The sequence below is a fragment of the Variovorax saccharolyticus genome (assembly GCF_030316765.1).
In the GTDB taxonomy this organism is placed as follows: Bacteria; Pseudomonadota; Gammaproteobacteria; order Burkholderiales; family Burkholderiaceae_C; genus Variovorax; species Variovorax saccharolyticus.
In genome coordinates this window covers 1-20,860 of record NZ_JASZYT010000008.1, presented here as the reverse complement: position 1 = coordinate 20,860, position 20,860 = coordinate 1, and the positions used below count along the sequence as shown (strand labels likewise).

Genomic DNA, 20,860 nt, shown 5'->3' with positions numbered 1-20,860 from the left:
GTGTCCCGATCAGGTCGCCAGCCGCTCGAGCTGCGCCACCCGGTTCATCGCCGCATGCAGCAGCATCAGCAACCCGAGCCGGTTGAGCCGCAGGTCGGCCTGTTCGGCATTCACCATCACGCCGTCGAAGAAGGCATCGACCGGATCGCGCAGCGCGGCCAGCGTCTGCAGCGAAGCGGTGTAGTCGCCCTTGTCGAACTGCGCGTCGGCCACCGGCACGATCTGCCGCATCGCGGCATGCAGCGCCTTCTCGGCCGGCTCGTGCAGCAGCAGTTCGCTGACGTGGGCATCGGCCTCGGGCGACTTCTTGAGGATGTTGCCGATGCGCTTGTTGGCCGCGGCCAGCGCCGGCGCCTCGGGCAGGGCGGCGAAGGCACGCACCGCCGCCAGCAGCTGCGGCACCTCGCCCAGGCGCTGCGGGCGCGGCGCCAGCACGGCGTCGACTTCCTGCGCGCTGGCGCCCTGCTCGCGCAGGCTGCCGGCGAGACGGTCGTAGACGAAGGCCTCGAGCGCGTCGGTCGGGTCGCTGAGCGCGATCTCGCCGGCCTTGTGGCCTGCGAAAACCGCAAAAGCGCTGCCCAGCACGGCGCGCAGTTCGAGCGGCAGCCGGCGCTCGATCAGCATGCGGATCACGCCCAGCGCATGGCGGCGCAGCGCGAAGGGATCCCGGTCGCCGGTCGGCAGGTTGCCGATGCCGAACATGCCCACCAGGGTCTCGAGCTTGTCGGCCAGGGCAACCACGATGCCCACGGGGTTGCGCGGCAGGTCGTCGCCCGCGAAGCGCGGCTTGTAGTGGTCTTCGATCGCGTCGGCCACCGCGGGCTCGAGGCCGTCGTGCAGCGCGTAGTAGCGGCCCATCGTGCCTTGCAGCTCGGGGAATTCGCCGACCATGTCGGTCACCAGGTCGGCCTTGGCCAGCTGCGCGGCCTGCGTGGCCTGGCGCGCCAGCGTGGTGTCGCCGAGCTGCTCGGCCAGCGCGCGCGCGATGCGCATCACGCGCTCGACGCGCTCGCCCTGGGTGCCGAGCTTGTTGTGATAGACCACCTTGGCCAGCGATTCGACCCGCGAGGCCAGCGACTTCTTGCGATCCTGGTCGAAGAAGAACTTGGCATCGGCCAGCCGCGGGCGCACTACGCGCTCGTTGCCGCCGATCACCGCGCTGGCGTCGTCGGGGCGGATGTTGCTGACCACCAGGAACTTGTTGGTCAGCTTGCCCGCGGCGTCGAGCAGCGGGAAGTACTTCTGGTTGGCCTTCATCGTGAGGATCAGGCACTCCTGCGGCACGTCGAGGAACTCGCGCTCGAACTCGCACACCAGCACGTTCGGCCGCTCGACCAGCGCCGTGACCTCGTCCAGCAGCGCATCGTCGTGGATGGCCTGCGTGCCGCCACCGACGGTCACGGCCGCCTCGGCGAGTTGCCGGGCGATCTCGAGCCGGCGCGCCTCGAAGCCCGCGATGACCGCACCCTGCTCGCTCAGCTGTTCGGCATAGCTGTTGGCGTCACGCAGCTCGATCGGGTCGACCGCGGCCTCGAAGCGATGGCCGTGCGTCTGCCGGCCGGCCGTCAGTCCGAGCGCGCCGACCGGCACGACCGCATCGCCGTGCAGCGCCACCAGCCCGTGCGCCGGCCGCACGAAGCTCACGCTGCTCCAGCCCGGCAGCTCGCAGTTGGCCTCGAGCTGGTAGCTCATGACCTTCGGGATCGGCAGCTTGGCGATCGCCTCGGCCAGCGCCTTCTGCAGCCCTTCGGCCAGGGTAGCGCCCTTGGCGGTGCTCTGGAAGAACAGCGCCTCGGCCTTGCCGTCCATCGCGCGCTGCAGCCCGGGCACCGCGCTCGCATCGGCGCCCAGCGCCGCCAGCCGCTTGAGCAGCGCGGGCGTGGCCTGGCCCGCGGCGTCGAGGCCCACGCTCACCGGCATGAGCTTCTGCGACACCGCCTTGTCGGCCGCCTGCGCCAGCACGTCGGTCAGGTGGGCCGCCAGCCGGCGCGGCGACGCATAGGCGGTGAGCACCGAGCCGGCATCGGCCAGCCCCTGCGCGACCAGCTGGTCGCGCAGCACCGTGGCGAAGGCCTCGCCGAGCTTCTTGAGCGCCTTCGGCGGCAGTTCCTCGACGAAAAGTTCGACCAGCAGGTTGTTGTTCGTGGTCATCGCTCAGGCCGCCTTCTTCGTCATCTGTGCAACCCACTCGCGCGGCGCCATCGGGAAACCGAGCCGCTCGCGGCTCTCGTAGTAGCTCTGCGCGACGCTGCGCGCGAGGTTGCGGATGCGGCCGATGTAGGCGGCGCGCTCGGTCACGCTGATCGCGCCGCGCGCGTCCAGCAGGTTGAAGCTGTGGGCCGCCTTGAGCACCTGCTCGTAGGCCGGCAGCGCCAGTTGGGCTTCCATGAGGTGCTTCGCCTGCTTCTCATGGGCGGCGAAGGCGGTGAACAGGAACTCGGCGTCGCTGTGCTCGAAGTTGTAGGTCGACTGCTCGACCTCGTTCTGCTTGAAGACGTCGCCGTAGCTGAGGCCTTCGGTCCACTTGAGGTTGTAGACGTTGTCCACGCCCTGCAGGTACATCGCCAGGCGCTCCAGGCCATAGGTGATCTCGCCGGTGATCGGCTTGCAGTCGATGCCGCCGACCTGCTGGAAGTAGGTGAACTGCGTCACCTCCATGCCGTTGAGCCAGACCTCCCAGCCCAGGCCCCAGGCGCCGAGCGTCGGGTTCTCCCAGTCGTCCTCGACGAAGCGGATGTCGTTCTTCTTCAAGTCGAAGCCGAGCGCCTCGAGCGAGCCCAGGTAGAGCTCCAGGATGTTGCTCGGCGCCGGCTTCAGCACCACCTGGTACTGGTAGTAGTGCTGCAGCCGGTTCGGGTTCTCGCCGTAGCGTCCGTCCTTGGGGCGGCGGCTCGGCTGCACATAGGCAGCCTTCCAGGGCTCGGGGCCGAGCGCGCGCAGGAAGGTCGCGGTGTGCGAGGTGCCGGCGCCGACCTCCATGTCGTAGGGCTGCAGCAGGGCGCAGCCCTGGGCGTCCCAGTAGGCTTGGAGCTTGAGGATGATCTGTTGGAAAGTCAGCATGTTTGGCCTGGTGGCCGCAGGAGGGCAAAGCGCCCGCCGAGGCGGCGAACCGGCCATTTTAAGAGCCACAACCCGACCGCAGGATTCGCCCCGCGCCAGCCGGGGCGTGTTCGTGAAATACCGCGGAACCGGCTCCGCCGGGCCGCTGGTATTGCCCCCCGGTCAGGGGGGTGGGCGCCCGGACACGAAGTGCCGGGCAACCTGGGGGGCGAGTCAATACTCCCAGAAAATGCGCTGCAGTTCCTTGGTGTCCTTCGTCTTGGTCAAGGCCACCATCGCCAGGATCCGCGCCTTCTGCGGCCGCAGGTCGTGCGCCACCACCCAGTCGTACTTGTCGTCGGGCTGCTCGGCGTTGCGGATCACGAAGCCGTCGGGCACGCGCGAGCTGCGGATCACCGGAATGCCGTCGGCGCGCACCTTCTGCAGGTGCGGCACGATCCGGTCGGCCACCGAGCCGTTGCCGGTGCCCGCATGCACCAGCGCCTTGATGCCGCTCGCGCCCAGCGCGTTGATGGCGACCGGCGTCACGCCTTCGTAGCCCAGCGCGATCTCGACCGGCGGCAGGGCGTCGATGCTGTCGATGTTGAACTCCGACTGCATCGTGTGGCGCTTCACCGGCGCCCGGAACCAGTAGTTGCGGCCTTCCACGATCATGCCGAGCGGGCCCCACTGGCTCTTGAAGGCCTCGGTCTTGATGTTGACCGTCTTGCTGACATCGCGGCCGCTCTGGATCTCGTCGTTCATGGTCACCAGAACGCCGCGGCCCCCCGCGTCCTTGCTGGCCGCCACATTGACCGCATTGAACAGGTTCAGCGCGCCGTCGGCCGACAGCGCGGTGCCCGGGCGCATCGAGCCGACCACGATGATCGGCTTCGGCGTATGGACGGTCAGCGTGAGGAAATAGGCGGTCTCCTCGAGCGTGTCGGTGCCGTGGGTGATCACGATACCGTCGACGTCGGCCTGCTTGGACAAGGCCGAGACGCGCTTCGCGAGGGTCACCAGGTTGTCGTTGGTGAGGCTCTCGGAGGCGATCTGGAACACCTGTTCGCCCCGCACGCTGGCCACCTTGGACAGTTCGGGCAGCCCCGCGATCAGCTTGTCGACCGGCACCTTGGCCGCCGAATAGGTGGCGCTGTTGACCGCCGACGCACCGGCGCCGGCGATGGTGCCGCCGGTGGCGAGGATCACGACGTTCGGCAGCGACTGGGCATGCGCGACGGTGGCGGCCGCCAGCAAAGCGGCGGCGCCTGCCATGGCGCGGAATCGGGAAGCGATAAACATCAGGGACTCCTTGGGGTGTGGTGCGCAGGGGCGAAAAGATACCGGAACGCGGGCGCTTCGGCACGGCCCCCCGATGCCATGCACGCATGCGGTCATGCCGGCCGGACGGGCACGGTGGCGCTGCAAGATCCGGGCAAGCGCTACCATCGCGAAGCGGCCCGCCGCCGAAACAGATGACTTCCGAGATTCTTTCCTCCGAGCCCCCGGCCGCGCAGCAGATGCCGGCTCCCACCGGTCCGCTGTCGCGGGCGCGGCCCGGGCGCGAGCGCATCCTGGCCGCGATCCGCAGCGCGGCGATCGCCGAATTCAGCCTGCACGGCCTCAAGGGCGCCTCGACGCAGGCGATCGCGGCCCGCGCCGGCCTGACCAAGCCGCAGCTGCACTACTACATCGCCGGCAAGGAAGAGCTCTACGAAGAACTGCTGATGCAGGTGCTGCACGACTGGAAGGTGGTGTTTTCCTTCGACGACCACGCCGGCGCCCCCGGCGCGGTGCTCGGCGACTACATCCGCAAGAAGCTGGACCACGCCTTCGACAATCCCGAGATCTCGCGCATCTTCACGCGCGAGGTGCTCGACGGCGGCCGCAACCTCGAGCGCTACTGGCCCAACGCCCGGCTCTGGACGCAAAAGAAGGTCGACATCATCAACGGCTGGATCGCGCGGGGCCTGATGCGGCCGCTCGATGCCCGGCTGCTGCTGATGCACATCTGGGCCATGACCCAGAGCTACGCCGACTACGCGCTGCAGACGCGCGTGATGCTCGGCCTGCCGCCCGATGCGCCGATCGAGCGCGAGCCGATCGCGCGCGAACTCGTCGCCTTCGTCTTAAGCGGCTGCGGGATCAAATAGCCCCCACGCTCCCCCACTTCGTGTGGGTCGCTGCCCCCCGAGGGGGCCGCAGGCCGCCTTGGGGCGGCCCGGCGCCGGCCTGATCGCCCCTTCCACGACTGCATTGCGCGAGCGCGCACCTCCCGCTTTTGGTGCGGCGGCCTTGGCACGTCGCTTGCATAACCTGACCACTTGCTCTGATTAAGCGGTCAAACACACCATGCGCGTGCTCGTCGTCTACTGCCATCCGGTCGAAACCAGCTTCCATGCGGCGCTGCACCAGGAGGTGCTGCGCCAGTTGCGGGAGGCCGGCCACGAGGTCGACGACTGCGATCTCTATGCCGAGGGCTTCGACCCGGTGCTCTCGCGCGAGGAGCGCCTGGGCTACCACGAGGTGCCGAGCAACCAGCTGCCGCTGAAGCGTCATGTCGAGCGGCTGCAATGGGCCGAAGGCATCGTGTTCTGCTTCCCGACCTGGTGCTTCGGCCTGCCGGCGATGCTCAAGGGCTACTTCGACCGGCTCTTCATGCCCGGCGTCGCCTTCGATCTCAGCGACCCGAAGAACGTCAAGCCGATGCTCACCCACATCAAGCGCATCTCGGCCGTCGTCACCTACGGCCGCCCGCGCTGGGTCGCCTGGTACATGGGCGACCCGCCGCGCAAGATCGTCACGCGCTACATGCTGCGCCTCACGGGCAAGCAGGCGCGCGTCGACTACCACGCCCACTACCACATGAACGTGGCGACCGAGCCGCAGTTGAAGCGCTTCATGCAGCGCGTCGGCCAGGCCATGGCGCGCTTCGCCTGAACCCTTCCCGCTACAGGACTCCCATGCTCCACGGCTACATCCCGCCCCACCGCTTCCTGCCCTACCTGAGCTGGACCGAGATCGACGCACTGCCGGACCGCGAGAACACGGTCATCGTGCTGCCCTGCGGCGCGATCGAGCAGCACGGCCCGCACCTGCCCTGCTCGGTCGACAGCGTGATCGCCTCGGGCGTGATGGGCAAGGCGCTCGAACGCCTGCCGGCCGAGGTTCGGGCCTTCGCGCTGCCGACCATCACCTACGGCAAGTCGGAGGAGCACCTGCACTTCCCCGGCACGATGACGCTCACCGGCACCACGCTGCTCGCGACCGTGATCGAGATCGGCGAGTCGGTCTACCGCTCGGGCTTTCGCAAGCTGCTGTTCGCCAACGGCCACGGCGGCCAGCCGCAGGTGCTCGAGATGGCGGCGCGCGAGCTGCGCCTGCGGCATGGCGACTTCGTGGTCGTGCCGCACGGCGTGTCGCGGCTGCCGAACGCCTCGAGCAGGCAGATCAGCGACCAGGAGAAGCGCCTGTCGATGCACGCCGGCCATTCGGAGACCGCGCTGATGCTCGCGCTGGCGCCCGACACGGTGCACATGGAACGCGCCGCCGCCAATTTCCCGCCGCCCTTCCCGATCAAGCTGCTGTCGCCCGACGGCCGTCCGGCCTGCGCATGGACCGCACGCGACTTCGGCCCCAGCGGCGTCATCGGCGACCCGACCAGCGCCACCCGCGAGCAGGGCGAGGAGATCCTCGACACGCTCTCCGCCAGCTGGGTGCAGGCGCTGACCGAGCTGCACGCGCTGCGCTGGGTGGTGCGCGAGGAGCCCACCTGGGGCCGCGGCCACGAGCAGGGCTTCATCCAGTCGTCCGCCGGAGCCGGCGCCTGAGAGGCCCGCTCCTTGCATCCGTTCCCGTTTCGCTTCCAACCCCTCAGAGAGGTCCTCACCATGCGCCTTCCCCACGCCCTTCGTCTCGCCCCCCTGGCCGCGGCCCTCGCGCTGGCCGTCGCCGCGCCGGCCCAGGCCCAGGACAAGTTCACCTACATGACCAACTGGTACGCGCAGGCCGAGCACGGCGGCTTCTACCAGGCGGTCGCCCAGGGCATCTACAAGAAGCACGGCCTCGACGTCACGATCAAGATGGGCGGCCCGCAGGTCAACATCACGCAGATGATGGCCGCCGGCCAGGCCGACTGCATCATGGGCTCGAGCGACATCCAGATGATGCAGGTGCGCGAAGGCGGCGTGCCGGTGGTCAACGTGGCGGCCTTCTTCCAGAAGGACCCGCAGGTGCTGATCGCGCATGACGACGTCAAGAAGTTCGAGGACCTCAAGGGCAAGACGATCCTGATCGGCGCCCAGGCCAACCGCGGCTACTGGCCCTGGCTGAAGGCCAGGTTCGGGCTCACCGACGAGCAGACGCGCCCCTACACCTTCAACATCCAGCCCTTCGTCGCCGACAAGAACACCGCGCAGCAGGGCTACCTGACCTCGGAGCCCTACGCGATCCAGAAGGCCGGCGTGAAGAGCACCGTGCTGATGTTCAGCGATCACGGCTTCCCGGCCTACGCGACCACGGTCTCGTGCATGGACAAGACCGTCAAGGAGCGCAGCAAGCAGGTGGCGGCCTTCGTCAAGGCCTCGGCCGAGGGCTGGAAGAGCTACCTCAACGATCCGGCGCCCGCCAACGCGCTGATCAAGAAGGACAACCCCAACATGACCGACGACCAGCTCGCCTACAGCGTCGCCAAGCTGAAGGAGATGGGCATGGTCACCGGCGGCGACGCGGCCACCCAGGGCATCGGCGTCATCACCGACGCGCGCGCCAAGGCCAGCTACGACTTCCTGGTCTCGGCCAAGCTGCTCGACCCCACCAAGGTCGAGATCGCCAAGACCTACACGACCGACTTCGTGAAGGACGCCAAGGTCCTGCCCTGACACACCGGGCGCTTCGGCGCCCTCTCGAAAGGCTCCGCATGAACGACACCGAATCCGCCTCCTACACGCTGCCGCCGCAGCCGCGCTTCACCGTCCCGGCGGTCGAGGTCCTGTCCGCCGAGAAGACCTATCCGAACGGCACCCAGGCGCTGCTGCCGGTCGACCTGAGCATCGCCGAAGGCGAATTCGTCACCTTGCTCGGGCCTTCGGGCTGCGGCAAGAGCACCTTGCTCAAGATGGTCGCGGGCATGCTCGAGCCGACCGACGGCCGCCTGCTGGTCTGGCGCAAGCCGGTGGCGCAGATCGACGAGAGCGGCCGCCGCATGGCCTTCGTGTTCCAGTCGCCGACGCTGATGCCCTGGGCCAGCGTGCGCACCAACGTGCGGCTGCCGCTGGACCTCGCCGGCGTGCCGCGCAAGGAGGCCGAGGAGCGCGTCGCCGAGGCGCTCGAACTGGTCGGCCTCGACAAGTTCGCTTCGGCCCTGCCGCGCGCCCTGTCGGGCGGCATGCAGATGCGGGTGTCGATCGCGCGCGGCCTGGTGACGCAGCCCGACCTGCTGCTGATGGACGAGCCCTTCGGCGCGCTCGACGAGATCACGCGCCACAAGCTCGACGCCGAACTGCTCGACCTCTGGCGCAAGAAGAAGCTCACGGTCATCTTCGTGACCCACTCGATCCACGAGGCGGTGTTCCTGTCGAGCCGCGTCGTCATGATGGCCGCGCGCCCGGGCCGCGTGGTCGAGCAGTTCCGCATCGACGAGCCCTATCCGCGCAGCGCCGACTTCATGGTGTCGCCGCAGTTCAGCCGCTATGCGAAGACGCTGCAGGACAGCCTGCTGCGCGCCAGCAGCGCGCATGACGAGGTTCAAGCATGAGCGCCGCCCGGCCGCCCGAAGGCGCTCGCACCGCAGTGCGCAGCACGGAGGTTTCTCCATGAGCGCACTGGCACCGACAACCGCCGCGGGAACGACCACGATGACCCCCTCCGCAACGCCAGCCAGGCCACGCCCCGCGCCGCAGCCGACACCGAAGAAGCAGCCGGCCCGCACGCCGCTGCTGCAGCAGCCGCGCGTCCAGCGCGTGATCTACCCGCTGCTGGTCGGCGTGGTGCTGATCGCGCTCTGGCAGGGCCTGGTCACGGCGCTGGAGCTGCCGCCCTACCTGGTGCCCTCGCCGTACCTGATGATGCAGACGCTGGTCACCGACTGGGTGCCGCTCGGCATGGCCCTGCTGGTCACGCTCAAGATCACGGTGCTGTCCTTCGTGGCCGCCACCGTCGCCGGCGTGCTGATCTCCTTCCTGTTCGTGCAGAGCAAGCTGATCGAGACCGCGCTGTTCCCGTACGCGGTGCTGCTTCAGGTGACGCCGATCGTCGCGGTCGCGCCGCTGATCATCATCTGGGTCAAGAACCCGACCGCCGCGATGGTGGTCTGCGCGGCGCTGGTCGCGCTGTTCCCGATCATCAGCAACACCACGCTGGGCCTGCGCAGCATCGAGCCCGACCTGCAGAGCTACTTCAAGCTCAACCGCGCGACCCGCTGGCAGCAACTGGTGCGCCTGCGCATCCCGAGCGCCCTGCCCTACTTCTTCGGCGGCCTGCGCATCTCCAGCGGCCTGGCGCTGATCGGCGCCGTGGTGGCCGAGTTCGTCGCCGGCACCGGCGGCTCGGGCGCCGGGCTGGCCTACCAGATCCTGCAGGCCGGCTTCCAGCTCAACATCCCGCGCATGTTCGCGGCGCTGCTGCTGATCTCGCTGACCGGCGTCGCGCTGTTCGTGCTGATGGCCTGGCTCACCAAGCTCGCGCTCGGCTCCTGGCACGCGAGCGAACTCTCCCAAGACTGATTCCGATGAATGCACCCATGACCTCGATCGAGCGCCTGCACCTCGAACTGCCCGAACTCGACTGGATCACCGACCCGAGCCGCATCGCACGGCTGTCGCAGGACTTCGCCTGGTTCAGCCCGGTGCTCGACCGGCAGCTGAAGGACAAGCGCGCCGACGCCGTCGTGCGGCCGCGCACCGAGGACGAGATCCGCGCGCTGGTCGGCGCCTGCGCCCGGCTCGGCGTGCCGATCACGATCCGCGGCAGCGGCACCGGCAACTACGGCCAGACCACGCCGCTGGCCGGCGGCGTGGTGCTCGACATGACCGGCTACAACGCGCTGCAATGGGTGCGTCCCGGCGTCGCGCGGGCGCAGGCCGGCATCCGGCTCGGCGAACTCGAGAAACACACGCGCCCTTCCGGCCAGGAGCTGCGCTGCATTCCGTCGACCTACCGCAGCGCGACGCTCGGCGGCCTGTTCGGCGGCGGCTTCGGCGGCGTCGGCTCGATCAACTACGGCCCGCTCGGGGCCCCGGGCAACGTGCTCGGCCTGCGCGCGATGACCATCGAGCCCGAGCCGCAGATCGTCGAACTGCGCGGCGCCGAGGCGATGCGCATGCACCACCTGTGGGGCACCAACGGGCTGGTGCTCGAACTCGAGGTGGCGCTGGCGCCGGCCCATCCGTGGCTCGAAAGCCTGGTGGTCTTCGACGCCTTCGCCCCGGCGCTGGCCTTCGCCGACGCACTGGCGCATGCGCCCGGCATCGTGAAGCGCGAAGTGGCCTTCTTCGCCAGTCCGGTGCCGGACCACCTGGCGCAGCTCGCCGAGCATCTGCCTCAGGGCTGCCACGCGGTGCTCTCGCTGGTGGCGGAATCCTCCGAAGACCCGATGCGCGCGCTCGCCGAGGCGCACGGCGGCCGCATGACCTACCGCAAGACCGCCGAGGAAGTGAAGAAGAGCAACCGCACGCTGATGGAGTTCACCTGGAACCACACGACGCTGCATGCGCTCAAGGTCGACAAGTCGCTGACCTATCTGCAGAGCAGCTTCGTGCCGGGCCGGCATGTGGCCCAGATCACCGAGATGGAGCAACTCTTCGCCGGCGAGGTGCTGATGCACGTCGAGTTCCTGCGCAATCTCGACGGCCTCCTCACCTGCAGCGCCTTGCAGCTGGTGCGCTTCACCACCGAGGAGCGACTCGACGAGATCATCCGCATGCACCGCGAGCGTGGCGTGCGCATCAACAACCCGCATGTCTTCATCGTCGAGGACGGCAAGGCCGGCGGCGCGCTGCCGCCCGAGATCGTCGAGATGAAGACGCGCTTCGATCCGCGCGGACTGCTGAACCCGGGCAAGCTGCGCGACTGGCCGGTGAAGCCCTAGCCTGGACGCCGGCGCAGCGCCAGGGTCGCCGCAACGACGGCCAAGGCCAATCCCCACAGCGGCCAGAGCCCGAGGTGCGACACCCACACGGCGTAGGGCGTGCGTCCGCCCCGGCCTTCGACCTCGGCCTTCAGCACGCCGCGCGTGAGCCGCGGCAGTTCGTGCGTCACGCGGCCGCGATGGTCGATCACCACCGTGGCGCCGGTGTTGGTGGCGCGCACCATCGGGCGCTGGAACTCCAGCGCCCGCATGCGCGAGATCGCCAGATGCTGGTCGATCGCGATCGAGTCGCCGAACCACGCGATGTTGCTGACGTTGAGCAGCACCGTGGGCGCCGACTCCTCGCTGCGGAAGTTGGCGCCGATCTCGTCGCCGAACAGATCCTCGTAGCAGATGTTCGGCGCGATCCTCTGGCCGAGCCACAGGAACGGCGGCTGCGCCAGTCCGCCGCTGCGGAAATCGCCGAGCGGGATGTTCATCATGTCGGTGAACCAGCGGAACAGGCCCGGGATGAACTCGCCGAAAGGCACCAGGTGATGCTTCTCGTAGCGGTAGGGCGCCGGCTCGCCGGGCCGGAAACCGAGCACTGCATTGCTGTAGGAACGGCCGTCGCCCATCGGCAGGCCGACGATCGCCGCCTGCTTGCCGCTCGCGTAGCGCGCGGCGATCGCATCGAGATAGCCGGGAGGCAGTTGCGAGGGCAGCAGCGGCAAGGCGGTCTCGGGCGTGATCACCAGCGGCGCGTCGGCATCGCGCAGCTTCTCGCCGTACCACTGCAGCGCGGTCGCGATGCCGCCGCCCGGAATGAACTTCTCGTCCTGCGGGATGTTGCCTTGCAGCAGCTCGACCGCGATGCGCCCTCGCGACCGCGCCGCATCGTCGGCCGGCAGGCCGCGCGCCAGCGCGATCAATGCCGGCACGCAGAACAGGACCAGCGCCAGCCCGACCGGCAGCGCGAAGGCGCGCCCGCGCGCATGGCGGAAGGCCAGCGGCACCAGGGTCGCGATGGCGGCAGCCACGGCGCCGATGCCGTAGACGCCGATCCACGGCGCATAGACCGCAAGCGGCCCATCGACGTGCGCATAGCCGCCCGCACCCCACGGAAAGCCCGTGAACCAGCTGCCGCGCAGCAGTTCGGCCAGGGTCCACAGCGCGGCGAAGAAGGCCGCCGAGCGCAAGGGATTCGACGGCGCGAACGCCGCGTACAGCGCGCAGGCGGCCGCGTAGTAGAGCGACAGCGCCGCAGCCAGCGCGAACACCGCCAGCGCGGCCAGCGGGGCCGCCAGTCCGCCGTAGGTGTGCATCGAGATGAACAGCCACCAGAAGGTGCCGCAGAGCCAGGCCGTGGCGAAGACCCAGCCGAGCAGGCCCGCGGCGCGCCAGGGCCTGGGCGAAGCGTCGGCTGCGGCGCCGGCGGGGCGCAGCGCGTCGAGCAGCCACACCAGCGCGGCGAGCGACAGCAACTGCAGCCACCACTGCGGCCGTCCGTCCCAGGGGGCGGCGATCGACGCCGCCTGGGCCAGCCCCGCGAGCCCGAAGCCCAGCGCCCGCGCCAGCGTTTTCAATCGGAAGCGTCGTCGCCGCGCGCCGGCGAGACCTTGAACCAGCGCACCGCGCCGCCCTTGGTGTGCAGCACCACGAAGTCGAAGGCACCGAGCCCGAAGTGCTCGCCGCGCTTGGGCACGTGGCCCATCTTGTGCGCGATCAGGCCGCCGATGGTGTCGAACTCCTCGCTCAGCGCCTCGTCGTCGAAGGTGATGCCGAAGGCTTCGGCGACGCGCTCGATCGGCGTGTCGCCGGCCACGCGGTAGGTATGGTCGGCGAGGCCGAAGATGTCGCCCTCGTCCTCGGGGATGTCGAACTCGTCCTCGATTTCGCCGACGATCTGCTCGAGCACGTCCTCGATGGTGATCAGGCCGGCCACGCGGCCGAACTCGTCGATCACCACCGCCAGGTGGTTGCGGTTGCCGCGGAACTCGCGCAGCAGGTCGTTGAGGCCCTTGCTCTCGGGCACGAAGGTCGGCGGACGCAGCAGCGCGCGGATGTTGAGGCCCGGCGCGCGCTGCAGCTTGAGCAGGTCCTTCGCGAGCAGGATGCCGATGATGTTTTCCTTCTCGCCCTCGTAGACCGGGAAGCGCGAGTGGGCGGTGTCGATCACCAGGTGCAGCAGCGCGTCGTAGGGCGCGTCGATGTTGACCAGGTCCATCCGCGGCGCGGCCACCATCACCTCGCCCGCGGTCATGTCGGCCATGCGCAAGACGCCTTCGAGCATCACTCGCGATTCGGCGCCGATGACATCGTTGTCCTCGGCATCGGCGAGCGTTTCGATCAGTTCGTCGCGGGAATCGGGCCCGGGGTGGATGAATTCGGCGAGCTTCTGGAGAAAGCTGCGCTTGTCTTCGCGTTCGACGGGCGCGCGATCAGGGTGAGGGTCGGCCACTGCGGGAGGCGGAGTTTGGGAAACGCAAGGATAACCCACCCCCACTGGCACAGCCGAATGCCAGGGATACCGCGGAACCGGCTTTGCCGGGCCGCTGGTATCGCCCGGCGCCGCAGGCGCTTCGGGGGAGTTCTGTTTCAAGCCGCGGATTTGTCGCGCGCGGCGCGTACGCCGCTGCGGATTTCCTGCAGCTCGCCCAGGAAGGACCAGAACTGCTTGGCGCGCGTCTTGAGCTGGTAGTCGACCTGCGCGAAGTGCTGCAGCGCGATCTCGCTCATGCGGCTGTCGAAGGTGGCGGCGGGCAATTCGAGATGGGCCTCGGACTCGGAGCCGCTGCGCACCACGGTCGCGCCGGCATTGCGCGCGATCTTCAGCATCGCGGCGTTTTCGCTCAAGGCATGGATGAACAGCATGCCCACGCCTTCGTTGCGGGCGACCACCACCGCGCGCTCGAAGAGGCGCGCGCCGTAACCGCGTCCGCGCGCATGTACCGCGACCGAGACGCCGAATTCCGCGCAGTCCTGCTGCTGGTCGGCCGGCGCGAAGGCCAGGTGGGCCATCGCGATCAATTCGAGGCGGCGGTTGTAGATGCCGAACAGCTCGTCGCGCTCGAAATCGAGGCCGTCGACGTAGCGCTGGACTTGTTCATCGGAGGCGGCGTAGCCGAAACGCAGATAGCGGTCGTGCTGCGGCAGCGCCAGCAGGTGCTGGGCGATGCGCTCGCGCTCGCGCGGGCCGATCGAACGGATCGGCACCATGACGGGGTGCGGCGCGGCGGCGCGCGGCTGCGCCTCAACCATCGGCGCCTTCAGGAACGAGCCGACGCCGAGAGAGGCTAGAAAGAGGGCCTTGGCGGTAAGCATGCATGGAATATAAGGGTTTTCCCTAAACCTTCAAGCGCACGGGGTCTGCTCCCGGACGATTCAGTGACGAAATTCCGCTCCTGCCTTATCGGCAGCCGACGCACGTTGTTACAGGGGCACGGCCGTCGTCGCCTTGACCCGGTCGAGCACGAAGCTGGTCTTGCAATCCTGGACGCTCGGGTGCTTCAGCAGCGTGTTCATGATGAAACGGCTGTAGTGCGCCATGTCGGCCACCACCACGCGCAGCAGGTAGTCCATCTCGCCCGTCAGCGCCACGCATTCGACCACCTCGGGCCAAGTCTGCACGCTGGCCCGGAACAAGTCCATCGGATTTCGCTTGTGGCTCTCGGTCAGTTTCTCGAGCCGCACGTTGAGATAGGCGGTGAGCCCCAGGCCCACCGCCTCAGGCTTGACGAGGGCCACATAGCGGTCGATGACCCGGCTTTCCTCCAGCCGCTTGACCCGCCGCAGCACCGCGCTCGGCGACAGGCTCACCTGCTCGGCGAGTTCGTCGTAGGTGGCCCGCCCATCCGACTGAAGCGTGCGCAGAATTTGCCGATCGATCTTGTCAAGTGCATCCATGAACGACATTTTGCAGTTTTCCTGCATCGCATGGCGACCTCATGCCCAAAAACGCCGAAATCATGAGTTCCTGCGCTTTTACAGTTCCATACGGACGCCGCCCGGACGCGGCCGCACACTGAATCCCACGGAGATCCAACCATGAGCACCACCGACACCGCCGCCTTCACGCCCTGGGAGAACCCGATGGGCACCGATGGCTTCGAATTCATCGAGTACGCCGCGCCCGATCCGGCCGCGATGGGCAAGGTCTTCGAGCAGATGGGCTTCCGCCCGATCGCGCGGCATCGCCACAAGAACGTGCTGCTTTACCGCCAGGGCACGATCAACTTCATCATCAATTCGGAGCCCGACTCCTTCGCCCAGCGCTTCGCCCGCCAGCATGGCCCGAGCATCTGCGCGATCGCCTTCCGCGTGCAGGATGCCAAGGCGGCCTACGAGCGCGCGATCGGCCTGGGTGCCTGGGGCTTCGCGCCGGGCGCGGGCCCGGGAGAACTCAACATCCCGGCCACCAAGGGCATCGGCGACAGCCTGATCTACTTCGTCGACCGCTGGCGCGGCAAGAACGGCGCGGCGCCCGGCGACATCGGCAACATCGGCTTCTACGACGTCGACTTCGAGGCGCTGCCGGGCCTGTCGGCGGCCGAGGCGCTGGCGCCCGAAGGCCATGGCCTCACCTACATCGACCACCTCACGCACAACGTGCACCGCGGCCGCCTCAAGGAATGGGCCGACTTCTACGAGCGCCTGTTCAACTTCCGCGAGATCCGCTACTTCGACATCGAGGGCCAGGTCACCGGCGTCAAGAGCAAGGCCATGACCAGTCCCTGCGGCAAGATCCGCATCCCGATCAACGAGGAAGGCAACGAGAAGGCCGGCCAGATCCAGGAGTACCTCGACAACTACCACGGCGAGGGCATCCAGCACATCGCGATGGGCTCGCGCGAGCTCTTCCACACGGTCGACGCATTGCGTGCCTCGGGCGTGAAGCTGCTCGACACCATCGACACCTACTACGAGCTGGTCGACAAGCGCATCCCGGGCCACGGCGAGAACGTGGCCGAGCTCAAGAAGCGCAAGATCCTGGTCGACGGCAAGAAGGGCGCGCTGCTGCTGCAGATCTTCAGCGAGAACCAGCTGGGGCCGATCTTCTTCGAGTTCATTCAGCGCAAGGGCGACGATGGTTTCGGCGAAGGCAACTTCAAGGCGCTGTTCGAGAGCATCGAGCTCGACCAGATCCGCCGCGGGGTGCTTGCCGCCGCACAATAGGCGCTCCGTTTCACTCTGGAGCCTCCATGCGCCCGACGCCCCCGCTTCGTTCCTTGCTCTGGATCGCCGTCGCGGCGATGACGCTCGGAGGCTGCGCGATGGCGCCGCCCCAGGGGGCCGCGACGTCCCGCCTGGATGCCGTCCAGAAGGCCGGCGTGCTGCGCATCTGCACGCCGGGCGACTACAAGCCCTTCAGCTTCCAGAAGCCCGACGCCAGCTACGAAGGGATCGACGTCGATCTCATGGCGGGCTTCACCGCCAGCCTCAGCGTCAAGCCCGAATGGGTCAAGACCACCTGGGCCAATCTGCTGCCCGACCTGCGGGCCGGGAAATGCGACATGGCGGTCGGCGGCATCTCGGTATCGACCGACCGCCAGAAGGTGGCCTTCTTCAGCACCGCCTACATGGTCAACGGCAAGACCCCGATCGCGCGCTGCGCCGACGTCGCCAAATACCAGACGGTGGCCCAGATCGACAAGCCCGAGGTGCGCGTGATCTTCAATCCGGGCGGCAGCAACGAGCGCTTCGCCCGCGCCAACTTCAAGCAGGCCAAGCTCACGCTGCATGGCGAGAACGTCACGATCTTTGACGAGCTCCTGGCCAACCGCGCCGATGTCTTCGTGACCGAATCGGCCGAGGCCATCACTCAGCAGAAGCTCAAGCCGGGCCTCTGCGCGATCAACCCCGACAAGCCGCTGCAGTACGGCGAGATGGCCTGGCTGCTGCCGCGCGACGACGTGGCCTTCAAGGCCTACGTCGACCAGTGGCTGCACCTGTCGCTGGCCAGCGGCGAATTCCAGCGCGTGATGGACCGCTGGCTCAAGTAGCCGGCCGCCTGCGCGCTCGGTCAGTCTTCGAGCAGTGCCAGCACCTCGCGCCTGATCGGGTCGTCGAAGGCCATCTCCACGTGGCCGCGCCCGTCGGCGAGCCGGTTGTCGGCCCCCGGCAAGGTCGCCACCGAGGTCGGGAAGACGATGTTGTCGCTGTTCGAGTACCAGCAGGTGAAGGGCACCTGCCGCACGCTGTCGCTTTCGCCGTCGATGCGCTGGAGCCACTCGCCGCCCATGCGCATCTGGCGGCCATTCGCCGTCCGGCCGAAGCGCGCCAGCCAGGTGCCGCGGTGCGGCGTTCCGAGGGTCACGATGCGATGCACGCGCGCGCCATCGGCATCGCGCAGCCAGGCCCGGGCCGCGAGCCCGCCCATGCTGTGGCAGATCAGCAGCGGCGGCTGACCGGTGGCTTCGGTCACCCGGACGATGGCGGCCTCGATGGTCTGCACGTAGCGATCGATCGAGCCGAACACGGGCTCGAGATCGACCGCCACGAAGGCACGGTCGGCGGCGCGCAGTTCGCGCAGCCACGGGTTCCAGAACGCGCGATTGCAGACGAAGCCGTGGATCAGCACCACGCCGCGGCGCGGCGCATTCGGCAGGTGGTCGGGCTGCGCGTGCCAGCGAAAAGGCTGATGCCAGCAGAACACGCGCGGCGCCACCGCGCTCTCGGCCAGCCAGGCCTTGAAGCACTGCCAGGCGCTGGCGCGCGGCAAGGGGTCGCTCGCGCCGACGCGAAAGCACAGCACGAATTCGAGCGCCAGGAAGGCGGCATGGGAGCAGGTCAGCACCAGCAGGCCGGCGATCGCGATCGCGGGCGAGCGACTGCCCCACCAGGCCGTCCACGCCACGGCGACGAGCAACCATCCGAAGACCAACCAGCGCTGAACACGTGCAACCATGTGTCGACTATCTCACGCGCCTCGCACCGGGCGGAGCGCACACTAGGACAAGCCCGCTGGCGGCGGCACGCAGGTCGCTCCGACAATCCGCGCCAAAGGAGATCGCATGCAGTCATCTGTGCTTCAGAGTTACCCGGCCGGCGTGCCGCACGAAGTCCACCCCGAACAGTACCGCTCGCTCGGCCAGCTGTTCGACGAATCGTTCGCGCGTTATGCCGAGCGCCCCTTCTCGGTCTGCATGGAACAGTGGATGTCCTATGGCGAGCTCGACACGCTGTCCAAGGCGATGGGTGCCTGGCTCCAGTCCCTGGGGCTCGAGCCCGGCGCGCGCGTCGCGGTCATGCTGCCCAACATTCCCCAGTTCGCGGTCACGATCTGCGGCGTGCTGCGCGCCGGCTACACCTGCGTCAACGTCAACCCGCTCTACACGGCGCGCGAACTCGAGCACCAGCTCAAGGACTCGGGCGCGACGGCCATCGTCATCCTCGAGAACTTCGCGACCACGCTGGAGCAGGTGATCGAGCACACGGCCATCAAGCATGTGTGCGTCACCTCGATGGGCGACCTGCTGGGCGGCATGTACGGGGCCTGGATCACGTTCGCTGTGCGCCATCTGGCCAAGATGGTGCCGCCCTACAAGATCGCGCTCACCGAAGGTCGAACCGTCACGCCGTTTGCCCAGGCGCTCGCGGCCGGCCGCGGCCGCAGCCTGGCGGCCGACCCGAGCACGCTCGACTCGATCGCCTTCCTGCAGTACACCGGCGGCACCACCGGGCTGTCGAAGGGCGCGGTGCTCACGCATCGCAACATCGTCGCCGCCACGCTGCAGGCCGAGGCCTGGTTCACGCCGGCGCTGGCGCGGGCGGGAGACCTGTCCAAGGTCAACAGCATCGCCGCGCTGCCGCTCTATCACATCTTCGCGCTGACGCTGTGCCTGCTGGCCATCCGACAGGGCTCGCACCTGACGCTGATCCCCAATCCGCGCGACATCGACAAGTTCATCGCGGTGCTCAAGAAGCGTCCGTTCCACATGTTCCCCGCAGTCAACACGCTGTTCAACGCGATGCTGGTCCATCCGGAGTTCAAGTCCCTGGACTTCTCGAAACTGTTCGTCTCGCAGGCCGGCGGCATGGCGGCCTCCGAGGGCACCGCGAAGCGCTGGTTCGAGGTCACGGGCTGCCCGATGATCGAAGGTTGGGGCATGAGCGAGACCTGCGCCATCGGCACCAACAACCCGGTCACCAACACCGCCTACAGCGGCAACATCGGCCTGCCCCTGCCGGGCATCGAGATCGCGATCAAGGACGACGAGGGACGCTCGCTGCCCGCCGGTGAAGCCGGCGAGCTCTGCATCAAGGGCCCCAACGTCATGATCGGCTACTACAACCAGCCGGCCGAGACCGCGGCCGCCTTCACCGCCGACGGCTTCATGCGCACCGGCGATGTCGCTGTGATGCAGGAAGACGGCTACAGCCGGATCGTCGATCGCAAGAAGGACATGATCATCGTCAGCGGCTTCAACGTCTATCCGAACGAGCTCGAGAACGTGATTTCTCTGTGCCCTGGCGTCGTGGAGTGCGCCGCTGTCGGCGTGGCCGACGAGAAGCAGGGCGAGGCGATCAAGGTCTTCGTCGTCCGCAAGGACCCGGCGCTCACCGAAGAGGCGGTGCTGCGCTATTGCCACGACCAGCTCACCGGCTACAAGCGGCCCAAGCAGATCGAGTTCAGGGATGCGCTGCCCAAGACCAACGTCGGCAAGATCCTGCGGCGCGAACTGCGAACGAGTGCCAACGCTTGACGCCTCCCGACGGACTCCCGGCGCAGCTGCAGGTCTTCGAGCGCGGTTGGCTTTCGGCCAACAACGTGCTGTTCAAGGGCAGCGACCAGACGGCGGTGATCGATACCGGCTACCTGACCCACGCCCCGCAAACCGTGGCGCTGATCGAAGGGGCACTGGACGGACGGCCGCTCGATCTGCTGCTCAACACGCATCTGCACAGCGACCATTGCGGCGGCAACGCCGCGCTGCAGCAGCGCTACCCGGCGCTGTGCTGCCTCATCCCGCCTGGCGAGGCCGAGGCGGTCAGGACCTGGGACGAAGAAGCCTTGAGTTATCGCGCCACCGGCCAGCTCTGCGACCGCTTCCGTGTCGACGGCCTGCTGCAGCCGGGCCACGAGGTCCGGCTCGGCGATCTGCGCTGGGAGATCCATGCCGCGAAGGGCCACGATCCGCATTCGATCATCCTGTTCGAGCCCGACTCCCGGACGCTGGTGTCTGCGGATGCGCTATGGGAAAACGGCTTCGGTGTCGTCTTTCCCGAACTGCTGGGCGAGCCTTCGTTCGACGAAGTTGCCGGAACGCTGGATCTGATCGACGCGCTTGCACCGCTTCATGTCATTCCGGGGCATGGAAGCGTCTTCCATGACGCCCCCGCCGCACTGCGCAAGGCCCGAAGCCGGCTCGAGGGCTTTCAGCGCGATCCAGCCAAGCATGCACGCCATGCGCTGAAGGTGCTGCTGAAGTTCAAGCTGCTCGAATTGCAGACCATTCGGCTGGCCGATTGGAGCGCATGGCTCGCGCGAACGCCCTATTTCGCGACCATCCAGGCCCGCTTCTTCGAAGGCGCATCTGTCGACGCATTGGCCGGGGAGATCCTGCAGGAACTGGTGGGCGTCGGAGCCGCGGCAATCGACGGCACGCATATCCACAATCGCTGAAATTCGCGATCGCTGAATCGGGTCCCCCAAAGCAAAACGCCCAGCCTTTTGAGGGGCTGGGCGGTTTGGGCTGTAAGAGCCTGACGATGACCTACTTTCACACGGGAACCCGCACTATCATCGGCGCTGAG

The 20,860-nt window shown here is 68.0% G+C and carries 19 protein-coding genes; 11 read left to right on the top strand and 8 right to left on the bottom strand.

The genetic code is table 11. The features are described 5' to 3' along the window. Nucleotides 1-9 precede the first annotated feature (9 nt). The 3 genes from glyS to QTI45_RS22815 all read right to left on the bottom strand — a co-directional run bounded on the left by glyS (nucleotide 10) and on the right by QTI45_RS22815 (nucleotide 4,341). Nucleotides 10-2,151 carry a glycine--tRNA ligase subunit beta gene (glyS, locus tag QTI45_RS22825; protein WP_286655999.1) on the bottom strand — a complete coding sequence of 714 codons (2,142 nt, stop codon included), beginning with the start codon at nucleotides 2,149-2,151 and terminating at the stop codon, nucleotides 10-12. Between the two features lie 3 nt (nucleotides 2,152-2,154). Beyond that, nucleotides 2,155-3,060, bottom strand: a complete 906-nt coding sequence (glyQ, locus tag QTI45_RS22820) for a glycine--tRNA ligase subunit alpha (RefSeq protein WP_286370157.1) — start codon at nucleotides 3,058-3,060, stop codon at nucleotides 2,155-2,157. A gap of 213 nt (nucleotides 3,061-3,273) precedes the next feature. Further along, the gene (locus QTI45_RS22815; RefSeq protein WP_286370158.1) at nucleotides 3,274-4,341 is read right to left on the bottom strand and encodes an asparaginase; all 1,068 of its coding nucleotides are present in this window, start codon (nucleotides 4,339-4,341) and stop codon (nucleotides 3,274-3,276) included. A gap of 173 nt (nucleotides 4,342-4,514) precedes the next feature. Between QTI45_RS22815 and QTI45_RS22810 the strand changes: the two genes are divergently transcribed. From QTI45_RS22810 to QTI45_RS22780, 7 genes are all read left to right on the top strand, one after another. After that, nucleotides 4,515-5,192: a TetR family transcriptional regulator C-terminal domain-containing protein gene (locus QTI45_RS22810; protein WP_286370159.1), complete on the top strand. Its 678-nt coding sequence runs from the start codon at nucleotides 4,515-4,517 to the stop codon at nucleotides 5,190-5,192. A gap of 199 nt (nucleotides 5,193-5,391) precedes the next feature. Further along, nucleotides 5,392-5,979 carry an NAD(P)H-dependent oxidoreductase gene (locus QTI45_RS22805; protein WP_286370160.1) on the top strand — a complete coding sequence of 196 codons (588 nt, stop codon included), beginning with the start codon at nucleotides 5,392-5,394 and terminating at the stop codon, nucleotides 5,977-5,979. 23 nt (nucleotides 5,980-6,002) lie between these two features. Beyond that, nucleotides 6,003-6,869 carry a creatininase family protein gene (locus QTI45_RS22800; protein ID WP_286370161.1) on the top strand — a complete coding sequence of 289 codons (867 nt, stop codon included), beginning with the start codon at nucleotides 6,003-6,005 and terminating at the stop codon, nucleotides 6,867-6,869. A gap of 60 nt (nucleotides 6,870-6,929) precedes the next feature. Continuing rightward, nucleotides 6,930-7,919, top strand: coding sequence for an ABC transporter substrate-binding protein (locus QTI45_RS22795; RefSeq protein WP_286370162.1), 990 nt, complete (start codon nucleotides 6,930-6,932; stop codon nucleotides 7,917-7,919). A 38-nt stretch (nucleotides 7,920-7,957) separates the two neighbouring features. Beyond that, nucleotides 7,958-8,794 carry an ABC transporter ATP-binding protein gene (locus QTI45_RS22790; RefSeq protein ID WP_286370163.1) on the top strand — a complete coding sequence of 279 codons (837 nt, stop codon included), beginning with the start codon at nucleotides 7,958-7,960 and terminating at the stop codon, nucleotides 8,792-8,794. 58 nt (nucleotides 8,795-8,852) lie between these two features. Continuing rightward, nucleotides 8,853-9,761 carry an ABC transporter permease gene (locus tag QTI45_RS22785; protein ID WP_444813142.1) on the top strand — a complete coding sequence of 303 codons (909 nt, stop codon included), beginning with the start codon at nucleotides 8,853-8,855 and terminating at the stop codon, nucleotides 9,759-9,761. Nucleotides 9,762-9,766: 5 nt separating this feature from the next. Then, on the top strand, nucleotides 9,767-11,125 hold the full coding sequence (locus QTI45_RS22780) for an FAD-binding oxidoreductase (RefSeq protein WP_286370165.1): 1,359 nt from the start codon (nucleotides 9,767-9,769) through the stop codon (nucleotides 11,123-11,125). On the opposite strand, the gene lnt is transcribed toward QTI45_RS22780, so the two are convergent. The 4 genes from lnt to QTI45_RS22760 all read right to left on the bottom strand — a co-directional run bounded on the left by lnt (nucleotide 11,122) and on the right by QTI45_RS22760 (nucleotide 15,010). After that, nucleotides 11,122-12,690: an apolipoprotein N-acyltransferase gene (gene lnt / locus QTI45_RS22775; protein ID WP_286370166.1), complete on the bottom strand. Its 1,569-nt coding sequence runs from the start codon at nucleotides 12,688-12,690 to the stop codon at nucleotides 11,122-11,124. The two genes, QTI45_RS22780 and lnt, sit on opposite strands and share 4 nt — an antisense overlap. Beyond that, nucleotides 12,687-13,565, bottom strand: a complete 879-nt coding sequence (locus QTI45_RS22770; RefSeq protein WP_286370167.1) for a CorC family transporter — start codon at nucleotides 13,563-13,565, stop codon at nucleotides 12,687-12,689. The genes lnt and QTI45_RS22770 overlap by 4 nt, the downstream gene beginning before the upstream one ends. Before the next feature lie 137 nt (nucleotides 13,566-13,702). Continuing rightward, entirely contained in the window at nucleotides 13,703-14,428 is a 726-nt protein-coding gene (locus QTI45_RS22765; RefSeq protein WP_286370168.1) for a GNAT family N-acetyltransferase, read from the bottom strand. Nucleotides 14,429-14,536: 108 nt separating this feature from the next. Beyond that, the gene (locus QTI45_RS22760; protein WP_286370169.1) at nucleotides 14,537-15,010 is read right to left on the bottom strand and encodes an Lrp/AsnC family transcriptional regulator; all 474 of its coding nucleotides are present in this window, start codon (nucleotides 15,008-15,010) and stop codon (nucleotides 14,537-14,539) included. A 141-nt stretch (nucleotides 15,011-15,151) separates the two neighbouring features. Between QTI45_RS22760 and hppD the strand changes: the two genes are divergently transcribed. Both hppD and QTI45_RS22750 read left to right on the top strand, forming a co-directional pair. Further along, complete coding sequence (gene hppD / locus QTI45_RS22755; protein ID WP_286655998.1) at nucleotides 15,152-16,279, top strand: 4-hydroxyphenylpyruvate dioxygenase; 1,128 nt, start codon at nucleotides 15,152-15,154, stop codon at nucleotides 16,277-16,279. A gap of 26 nt (nucleotides 16,280-16,305) precedes the next feature. Next, nucleotides 16,306-17,106: a transporter substrate-binding domain-containing protein gene (locus tag QTI45_RS22750; RefSeq protein ID WP_286655997.1), complete on the top strand. Its 801-nt coding sequence runs from the start codon at nucleotides 16,306-16,308 to the stop codon at nucleotides 17,104-17,106. Between the two features lie 20 nt (nucleotides 17,107-17,126). Here QTI45_RS22750 and QTI45_RS22745 read toward each other — a convergent pair whose 3' ends face one another. Further along, a complete protein-coding gene (locus QTI45_RS22745; protein WP_286370172.1) occupies nucleotides 17,127-18,011 on the bottom strand; it encodes a lipase family alpha/beta hydrolase in 885 nt (294 codons plus the stop codon). 106 nt (nucleotides 18,012-18,117) lie between these two features. On the opposite strand from QTI45_RS22745, the gene QTI45_RS22740 reads away from it, so the two are divergent. Further along, nucleotides 18,118-19,809 carry an AMP-binding protein gene (locus tag QTI45_RS22740; RefSeq protein ID WP_286370173.1) on the top strand — a complete coding sequence of 564 codons (1,692 nt, stop codon included), beginning with the start codon at nucleotides 18,118-18,120 and terminating at the stop codon, nucleotides 19,807-19,809. Further along, the gene (locus tag QTI45_RS22735; protein ID WP_286370174.1) at nucleotides 19,806-20,729 is read left to right on the top strand and encodes an MBL fold metallo-hydrolase; all 924 of its coding nucleotides are present in this window, start codon (nucleotides 19,806-19,808) and stop codon (nucleotides 20,727-20,729) included. The genes QTI45_RS22740 and QTI45_RS22735 overlap by 4 nt, the downstream gene beginning before the upstream one ends. Nucleotides 20,730-20,860 lie beyond the last annotated feature (131 nt).